Source organism: Lunatibacter salilacus (assembly GCF_009797935.1).
In the GTDB taxonomy this organism is placed as follows: domain Bacteria; phylum Bacteroidota; class Bacteroidia; order Cytophagales; family Cyclobacteriaceae; genus Lunatibacter; species Lunatibacter salilacus.
The window spans coordinates 146,347-156,108 of sequence record NZ_VOLC01000017.1; the positions used below are offsets into that span (position 1 = coordinate 146,347).

5 protein-coding genes are annotated in these 9,762 nt (G+C 47.1%); all 5 read left to right on the forward strand.

Features of this window, described 5'->3' with window-relative positions; translation table 11 throughout:
- Positions 1 to 282: 282 nt before the first annotated feature.
- The gene (locus tag FQ608_RS20660) at positions 283 to 1,650 is read left to right on the forward strand and encodes a hypothetical protein (protein ID WP_158860393.1); all 1,368 of its coding nucleotides are present in this window, start codon (positions 283 to 285) and stop codon (positions 1,648 to 1,650) included.
- 855 nt (positions 1,651 to 2,505) lie between these two features.
- Positions 2,506 to 3,405 carry a hypothetical protein gene (locus tag FQ608_RS20665; protein WP_158860394.1) on the forward strand — a complete coding sequence of 300 codons (900 nt, stop codon included), beginning with the start codon at positions 2,506 to 2,508 and terminating at the stop codon, positions 3,403 to 3,405.
- Positions 3,406 to 3,530: 125 nt separating this feature from the next.
- On the forward strand, positions 3,531 to 6,881 hold the full coding sequence (locus FQ608_RS20670; RefSeq protein ID WP_158860395.1) for an RHS repeat domain-containing protein: 3,351 nt from the start codon (positions 3,531 to 3,533) through the stop codon (positions 6,879 to 6,881).
- A 13-nt stretch (positions 6,882 to 6,894) separates the two neighbouring features.
- A complete protein-coding gene (locus tag FQ608_RS20675) occupies positions 6,895 to 7,350 on the forward strand; it encodes a hypothetical protein (RefSeq protein WP_158860396.1) in 456 nt (151 codons plus the stop codon).
- Positions 7,350 to 9,762 (forward strand): DUF6443 domain-containing protein (locus FQ608_RS20680; protein WP_199856435.1); only part of this gene is annotated, 2,413 nt, incomplete at its 3' end. The genes FQ608_RS20675 and FQ608_RS20680, both read left to right, overlap by 1 nt.

Below are 9,762 nucleotides of genomic sequence, written 5' to 3' on the forward strand. Positions count from 1 at the left end.
TAAACTCTATGGATAATATAAAAGTATGAGCTTTAGTTGGGGCACTCACCGTTAAACCCATGTCCGGTTTCTGCTCACTGATTAGTAAGGACCTGACTTTCAGGAGGACAAGTTAAATTTATAAAAAGGAATTTGTATTCTGCTCACTTTTTTCAAAGTTTTTTTTTTAAGCATAATTTTTTGGATTAAATACGTAAAAAATACCCAACCTTGGGTATTTTACGATTAGCTGAAATAGCTTATATTTACCATGTTTTTTTAGTAAATACTCAATTTTAGGCTATGAAAAAGAGATTTTTACCGGGAGGCTTTAATCCAATGGATGCTTTTGCCAGACTAAAGCGTAAGAATTATATAATCCTATCATTCGCATTGCTGTTTTCATTGACCTTGGGCTTTCGGTTTGGTGATGTTCAGGCACAGACCATTCCGACGTTCAAACCTTCCCTGCCATCAGGCCACGCGGTCGCCTTGCCGGGAAATCCGGCAACTCCTAAACCACAAATTCCGTATCTCGAAGAACTACGGCAGATTCAATCTTTAAAGCAGTCCTACGATTCCCTCAAAACCCAATTGAAAAGGTTAAAGGAGATATCCCAAGATAGTACAGATAGTGCCGTCGTTAGAGCACGCAGCAAGGTTGTCTTGGAAAGGGAAAAGCAGCTATTGGAAGATATGGTTGCCAGGGACGACGTTCCGGACGCAGAACTAAATGCTGCCATCGCAAATACCCTCAGCGATATTAACCGCAGCGGGCAAACCTTGGAAACCGCAAGTAGTGTGGCGGAAATAGAACACCTAATGGATACCAGTGAAGAAAATCTTAAGGCACTGATAAACGAATGGGTAATGCCAAAGATAGAGCAGCACCTAAGCGGCACCTTGGATCAGGGATGGGACCCTGTTCCGGGGAAGGTCCCCGATTACTTTGGATCGGGAGGCCATTCGCTATTGGAAACGGATGGGGATTCAGCCGAAGAAATACTGGCACTTGCCAGGAAACACGTGGCGGGTAAAGGGCGGCATATATCCGATGAATATCTCAAAAATGCAGATCGGGACTTCAGGAAACTGAAAATAGATTCTCTTGGGTACATACAGGTTACTAAATTTCAAAATTTTAAACAAAAATCAGCCTTTTTTGAACCCAATACTTTGGCTGGGAAAAGTTGGCAGCAAAGGACGGGGCTATATATATGGTATGATCCGCTCACGCCGTTTGGTGAGGGTGTGCATATTGCCTCCGGGGTTTCCTATGGTTTTTCACCACAGGTGAGGGTATTTGCGGGAGGAGTTGTTAGGAGTCACTTCAGTAAGGAATCCTGGCCGAGGCGTGAGGGTGTCGGTGTTTCATTGGGAATGCGGGTATCGAAAAGAAACTGGGCTGTTCAAGCCATGTTGACAGGTTGCGAAGTCGCTATACAATATCCAAAGGGGAATGAGAATTTGAATTACGGGGGTAAAATTTTATCTTCCACGGTAAGCGTCGGCCGGAGGATTTCCATGGGTTCAAAGGCACAAAGTATTGTTTTGGTAGGAATCGATCCACTGTATAGAAAGGAAAAAAGCCTGACGGGATCCGCCGTTCAGATTAGCATGGGGTTTGAGTTAGAACGTCTGTCAAAGTCTAAAAAAGAGTCGGGAAAATAAATACAAAAATCCGATCTGGTTAAAATAGGCGTCCAGACTGTGCCAAACATATAATGATAAAAACAATGGTTTTTCAGCTCGGTTTCAGTTTGGACCTTTACTTTATATGCGATTATCAAAGATAATTTATAGACAGTATTTCTGTTTAGAATGCTTCGAAAAATATTATTAAAATAAACAAAAAAATTATTTGATAATTAATTTTCATTTGCTATATTTATGTTATAAAATTTAAATAGCTGTTGCGTCTTAAAAGTAAAGGAATAAAATTCTTTTTATGTTACCCCCGACACAGCAGTAGACTTCGCCAGCAGGTCTATTTTTAAAAATTAAGATAAATTTGTTAATTTTTAAAAATAGCATGTATTCTTTGTGAATATTAGGTTTGTGTTACCCATTGTTTGAAAATTAAAATTGTTTTATTGCCTAAGAATTAAGTACGCAGTTTGGAAATTCCCTAAAATTGACCGGGTCTTTTGCCGCCATTAATTTTTCATGCCCTTTGCCTTGTTTCACAATCTGTAGATTTTGAAATATGCGGAAATTTTATTGCCGGTTTAGAATCCATCTTAAATTTGCCATTCCAATCCCCGTATTGTGTTGATATGCTTTTTATAAACAGAAGTATCCGGGTTTTTTGTGCGTGATTGGGAAGTCATTTTTACACTATTTGGGATTCCAACAATATTTTTGAATGCCATACAAAGCATTTGTCGGGATACGTTCGTTCAATTGAACATATTATAATTTCTATTGGGTAATAATGCATATTAAGGCATAATTATATGTCATATATAACTCCAGTGTTCATATTGTAATTATGTTTTCTACTAACCAAAAAATTATAACAGACAGATGTTCACGGAAAAAATCATATTACACGGAAAATTCAAAACCGCCTGCATATTCTTTTTGGCGGTCTCGTTTACGGGTCTGGCCCAGACAAACCTAATCCAGTCCACGGGAAATGTGGGAATCGGCACCACCTCACCTGCTGTTCCATTGCAGGTCAAGGGGGATGTAATCCTCGGGCGCGGCAGTGGGGGCAATAACTTCATGCGGATCCACTCAGATATAAACGGAGTGTATTTGACAAGCGACGATCCCAATACGAACCAAAAACATCTTTTTCTTAGGGCCTCCCCTACCAACGCCAACGGCAAAGACCGCCACCTTTTCATCCAGGCCGGCAAATCCAACGGCAACTGGATAACGCGCATGGCTGTCATGGGCGGGGGAAATGTGGGTATCGGCACAACCGGCCCCACCCACCGCCTCCATGTGGCAGGCTCCGGAAAATGGACCGGAAATTCATCAAGCTACACGGAAATCCATTCCAACGGCAACGGCCAATATCTCCGGCAGTTCGCAAACGACGGAACAACCCAAAGCTGGATTATACGGGGCTATGCCACAGGCGGTGTCCAGGCACTGTTCAACAGCGGCGGGATAAACGTCAACGGCACGGTGAAAGCCAAAGAGGTAAACATCACCGTTTCCGGTTGGCCGGATTACGTGTTCCGTCCCGGCTATAAGCTCATGCCGCTGGGGGAATTGGAAGGTTTTATTCTTGAAAACGGACATCTTCCGAATATCCCAAGCGAGGCGGAGGTGACTGAAAATGGGGTGCGGCTTGGCGAGCTGAATGCGAAGCTGTTGGAGAAGATCGAGGAGCTGACGTTGTATACCATCACCCAGGAGGAAAAAATCAATGCCCTTGTCATCAGACTGGAACACCTTGAAAACAGAAAATGACTGGCATGAACGGTGAAAGTCGCATATGATGTCCAATCCTTCCTTTAAAATCTTTAATTGACCCAACAGCCCAATACCGGAGTGGCCGTATGTTTTTTGAATTATAACAATAAAAAATAACTAGAATGAAAAAGGTTACCTTGTTTTTAATTTTCAATCTCTCTCCACTCTTGGGCTTTGCCCAAAGCGATCCCCTGAATTTTGATGTTGCCCCGACTTCACCGAATGCCTATGCGTTCTCAAAGTATGTGGAAATACCCGAATCCTCCTACACAGGACTTGTCCCTATTTCCATTCCGATCGGTTCAATAAGCGAGAAAGGCGCCAGTGTGGATATTACACTTTCATATCACGCAAGTGGTATAAAAGTGGATGAAATTGCTTCCTGGGTGGGCTTGGGGTGGAGTCTCAATGCCGGCGGCGTGATTACCAGGGAGGAAAGGCACAAGGCGGAAAGACCGGACGGCAACGGGAACATTTTACCTACCCGTTTGGATATCGGTTTTCCGGATCCAAATCCCAGGACAGGTAGGTTCGATAACCTGAATATTTTCTTTGACGCGACTAGAGATGGAAATTTTTATGATATAGAACCCGATATATTCTATTACAATTTTGGAAACAGAAACGGGAAGTTCGTTTTTGACGAAAATGGGGATGTGCAGTTTTACAAGTATGAGGATCTCAAAATCGAATTTGTGAAAAGCAACCCTTCAGCGGGGGTGAGCGCTGTCAATTCAAAATTTATTGTCACGGATGAAACCGGAACGGTTTATGAGTTTGATGAAATTGACAGGGCTTTTGCTGTCGGGTTAAATGAACTGATTCCCACTTCATGGTACTTGACAAAAATTGAATCACCACAGGGTGGAGAAATAACGTTCAACTACACAACAAGGGTTGCCGGACATTTTTATAACCAAAAAACATCCCTGCTTATCGATGAGGGGGATGACATAGACAATTATGGATGGCCCGCCCCCGTACAGCATTGGTCCACCGGCAATGAGGTTTTCCTGGAAAGTATCAGTACGCCGAATTCGGGTAAAATCGAATTTACGGCTGATACTTCTTCCCGCCTCGACTACCGGAGCAATCTACCGGGCTACGCACTCAGGGAAATCTCATTTTATGATCTTGACAATGTCCCCATAAAGCATGTCAGTTTTAGTACCGGCTATTTTATCGCACCCGCATTCACATCTGGTTTTGCGGGGTATCGATCACCAAATTTATCTACTTTCGAGCATTTAAGGTATCGTTTAAAGCTCGACGCCATAACCTTTTTTGCGGGTGACAAGTCAGACGCACACCCCCCCTACAAATTCGAATATTACAGTGATGTCAACGGATCACTATTTAACCTCCCCCACCGGCTGTCGGTAGATCAGGATCATTGGGGCTATTTCAACAACGCCGGAAACAGAACTTTGATACCCGGGATAACATGGACGGTTTACGCCGGCCAGTGGTTTGAAAGGATTCTTAATATGAAAGATTATTCAACAAATAATTTTAAAGGGGGGGCTAACCGGGAAGGCAGCGCCACGGCGGTAAAAGCCTGCTCCCTGCATAAGGTTGTCTATCCGACCGGCGGATATACGGTGTACAACCTTGAACCGCATGATTTTGATGATCCGGAGGAAGGATATAGAACCGGCGGCGGTCTAAGGATCGGGTCAATTGCCAACCATGACAACAACGGTTTGATTGTCAACCAAAAAACCTACATCTATAAGAATTTTGATCCATCCATGGATCCGCCATTTATTTCCGGGAATTTTTCCTCCGGACAGTTGATTAGTGACCCCCGCGATTTTTATGTGTTGTTGGGTAGAGGGTATGGACCTGCACAAAGGGCGGTTCCACCGGGAGATATAGGTTCAGTTTTTGGGGATTGGAGCAATGTTAAATTCATCCACCCATTTCAGAATGTGGTTAAAATTTCAACAGTGCCCCAGGCGGTTTTGGGTTCAACCCGCGGCCAGGCTGTTGGTTACAGGCAGGTCATTGAATTTGAGGGCGGCAACGGATACAGGGTAAGTACCTATACCACCTCATCCACCTATCCAAACATGTGGAATCCGCAAGACCATACGGATATTGACGCGCCGACAGATATATTTGACAGTCAATACAGTACGTTGATACCGCCGGCCCCGGGTGTTGGCGGGTATACCAAATTAATTATTGAAAATGTATCCGGAAGTCAGTTTCCCTTTCTTCCCATGTACGACACGGATTGGAAAAGAGGACACTTGGAAAGTGTCCGCGTTTACAGTGAATCCAAACATCTGCTGTATAAGAAGGACTATGAGTATTTTTTTCCAAACTTAACGGATGTTTTTGGATATAAAGTATATGAGATCAGCGGGGATAACTCAAGACAAAGCTATATACACGGCAAATACTATCTGCCCGCAAACTGGGTAGCGAAAAAAAAGGAAACGTCCACCCATTACGGCATGGACGGGTCCAATTCCCGGGTTACCGTAAAGGAATTCGAATATGCCGGTACCCACCACAAATTCCCCACGCTGGAAAAATCAACGGACAGTGAAGGTGGAGAGATTCAAAAAAAGTATTACTACCCACAGGATTATAACAACGGGGTAGAAAATATCAGCGCGCTGAAGAACAACCATATTATCGGCAAAGCTGTCAAGACAGAAATTTTAAAGGGAGGTAATTTGACGGAGGGCACAGTCCATACATACAACAACCGGGGTGATCCCGTCCAGGTGTACAACTATGAAAATGAATCATTAATTCCACCCCCAACCCATAATCCCGGTTTGTTGACTCCACCGGGCTACCAAAAAAAAGCGTCCTATGTTTATGACCCCTTAACACATCTTTTAAGAGATGTGGTTGTTTCCGCAAATCCCCATACATCATACATATGGAACGGCGATTATCGGTATCCGACCGCAAAGGCGGAAAACGCCCTCTCTGCAAACATTGCGCATACATCCTTTGAGACATCGGAAAAAGGGGGCTGGGACTATTCCGGCAGTCCCGTCCCCTCTGCCAACTCCAAAACGGGCGGCTATTATTATAACCTGGGAACCGGAAGTATTTCAAAAACTGGAATCGGCGCAAGCACGGCCAACAAATTCCGCCTGACGTTCTGGGCGAGACGTTCCGCCGGTTCCGGAAACTGGGCCTTTATGGGGCGGACGGAAAGCCTGACTACCGCCTGGAAGTTTGTCGAACGTGATGTCACAGGCAACACTGTCACCATTTCGGGTAGCGGTATCCATGTCGACGAACTCCGCCTGCACCCCGCGGAAGCCCAAATGACCACCTATACGCATGTTCCCCAGGTGGGCGTGAAGTCCGTGACTGACGCACGAAACTACACCGTTCATTACGACTACGACGCCTTCGGCCGCCTGAAGACTGTCAAGGACGAAAACGGGCAGATCATCGAACATTACCAATACAATTACCAGACCAGTGGGCTAAACCCGTAAAAACCCCAATACTATGAAAAAGGCATTTTATACCGGAACGGTGATTTTACTTTTTACCGCATTCCCGGCGGTATGTCAAAATCTCCGTGAATTTATAGCTTCTGACTTGACAGGTTATTGGCAAACAGATTCCGCCGCCCAGCTTGGGGCTAAAACAAACAGACTGCCACATACGGACTACCCTGCTGACAAAGCAATGTCGGATGGCATGGACCGGGCAATCAGGTCAAGGGAATATATTTTTCACGACAACGGCATGTTTACCGCCCAATGGCTTCTGGGGACAAAACCGGCGGCGGTGGACGGAACCTGGGGAATGGTGTCCGGGGACACGGTTTTTATCGAAGTGGACGGGACAAAGACGGCGTATGCGGTCAATTCTCACCGAAAGGACGGAATTGTGTTGGTGCCGCTGAGGGAGCGGCGCGGGGAAGTCCATGAGTTGTACTTTGTCAAGCGGCAGGAATAATGAAGCCCGCATTACTTTTTATCGGATTTTGTCTGATTGCGCCGGCTGTTTTTTGCCAAAGCACCGCCCGGCCGCAAATCACGGGGCCCACTTCCGTGGCCCTGGGCACGGCAGCCACTTTTCATGTGGCTTTTTGGAACGGCTCCACCATGGTCCATCCAAGCAGCGGCCTGGGTTATATGTGGTCCCCGTCCGGTGGATTTGTCAACCATGAATCCCAAAACAGCATAAGCCTTACTTTCAACTCTGTTGGATCCCACTGGCTATCCTACCAATACATGACCTACGACGGGAATTATTACGACAACATCCAGGTTCAGGTAACAAGTCCCGACCAATGCGCCGGCATATCCGCGGCCGCCCCGGACGGTTCCAGGGTCGGAAATGGCACAGTTACCCTGGAAGCCTCCCCCGCCCCAACCGGCTTCGGCTACCGGTGGTTTGCCGCCGACCAATCCACTCAACTTGGCACCGCCCGAAAATTCACCACACCCGGCCTGTCGGCAACCACCACCTACTACCTGGCCTACATCCACACGGCATCCGGCTGCATGACACCCAAAATACCGGTCAAGGCGGTCATATCCGATCCTAATTTTGTGAAAAAATATACCGCGAGACAAACTGGTCTTACCGAGACGACAGTGAAAACCGGCACCCCATCCCAATCCTACAAGACATTTACCTATTATGACGGGCTGGGCCGGCCGAAGCAAACTGTGTCAAAACAGGTTTCCGTATCGGGAAAGGACATCATTACCCCGATCCTTTATGACAACTACGGGCGGCAGAAAATTGATTACCTTCCCTATGCAGGAAACAACGGTTCCCCTCCGGGGGAATACCGGCCTTCCGCCGTTTCCGAACAGAATACCTACTATACTAACCTCTATGGGCCCAACCCTGCCGGATATGCCGAAAAGGCGTTTGAGCCTTCCCCGCTAAACAGGGTGGACAAACAGGCGGCGCAGGGCAATGCCTGGAAAATGGGTTCCGGCAGGGAATTCAAATATTCCCGAAGGCCGAACACCGCGGCTGACGCAGTGCGGATATTCACGGTAAACAGCGGCGGCCTTCCGGTGACCTCTTCCGCTTATGCGGCAAATTCGCTTTGGGTGGATATTGGTGATGACGAGGACAACCTCCGGACAGTCACCTATACGGACAAACTCGACCGTGTGGTAATGAAAAAATCCCTGGATACGGCTTCGCCGGCAGCGGACGGGCATGCGGGATGGCTTTGCACTTACTATGTGTACGATGACTTCTCCCGGCTTAGGGTGGTGATACCGCCCAAGGCTGTAGAAATAATTGCCGAAGCAAGTTGGAAACCCTCCGCGAGTACGGACGCGACGTTGTCGGACGGGCAATATTTCCGGTATTTCTACGACGGAAGGGGCAGATTGATAGAAAAGCGCATACCCGGAAAAGGAAGGGAATCCATGGTGTATGACAACCAGGACCGCCTTGTGGGATTTCAGGATCCGAATATGGCAAATGCGTCTCCCAAGCAATGGCTTTACACCAAATACGACGGACTTGGAAGGGTCGTCATGACCGGGATTACCACTGTCAACGGATCCCGTGCGGATATTCAGGGAATACTGGACGGGGCGGCCTCCAACAACGCATCGGTGGATGCCAATACCGCCACAAAAAGAACGGGGACTGCGATTTCCTCCAACAAATTTGACGGATACCGGGAATATGTGGCATCGGGTTCCGTCACGCTTCAACCCGGATTTACCATGAAGGCTACCGCCAACCAAAGCTTTACCGCCCGGATAGGGACGGACACTTCGGGCCCATCAGGTGCCTGGCCGGCTGATGAAGGCAATATCCTGACCGTAAACTACTACGATTCGTATGCATTTTTAAGCGGGTATTCCTACGTAAGTCCAGGTGCGCCTTTTTCCGCCCAACCAACTATGCGGATTCACGGGCTGCAAACGGGGAAAAAAGTAAAGAATTTGGAAACAGGGGAATTTTACACCACCGCCATCTTCTACGATGAAAAGGCCCGGGTAATACAGACGCTTTCCCAACACCAGCTTGGGGGAACGGTACGGAACTCCACGGCCTACAATTTCGAAGACCGGCCAACCCATACCCTGATTTCAAGCACATCCCCGTCCGTTCCGGACATCCGCCGCGCCTACACCTACAACGTGGCCGGACAACTTGCATCCGTGACGCATAAAACCGGGACACAAACCCCTGTTACACTGGCTTCATACACCTACAACGATCTGGGGCAACTGACCGCAAAGTCGTTCCCTGGCATTACTTCAGGCAACCAGACCTATGCCTATACTATCCAGGGCTGGTTGAAAAATCTTGGCAGTGCCCACACGGATGTATTCAGGCAGACCCTATACTACCAAATCGGTGCCGCGGCCAACCGCTGGAACG

Bases quoted from the DNA above. Each gene is read 5' to 3' on its own strand.
- FQ608_RS20670 (WP_158860395.1), top strand. From the start codon at position 3,531: ATGAAAAAGGTTACCTTGTTTTTAATTTTCAATCTCTCTCCACTCTTG.
- FQ608_RS20660 (WP_158860393.1), top strand. From the start codon at position 283: ATGAAAAAGAGATTTTTACCGGGAGGCTTTAATCCAATGGATGCTTTT.
- FQ608_RS20665 (WP_158860394.1), top strand. From the start codon at position 2,506: ATGTTCACGGAAAAAATCATATTACACGGAAAATTCAAAACCGCCTGC.
- FQ608_RS20675 (WP_158860396.1), top strand. From the start codon at position 6,895: ATGAAAAAGGCATTTTATACCGGAACGGTGATTTTACTTTTTACCGCA.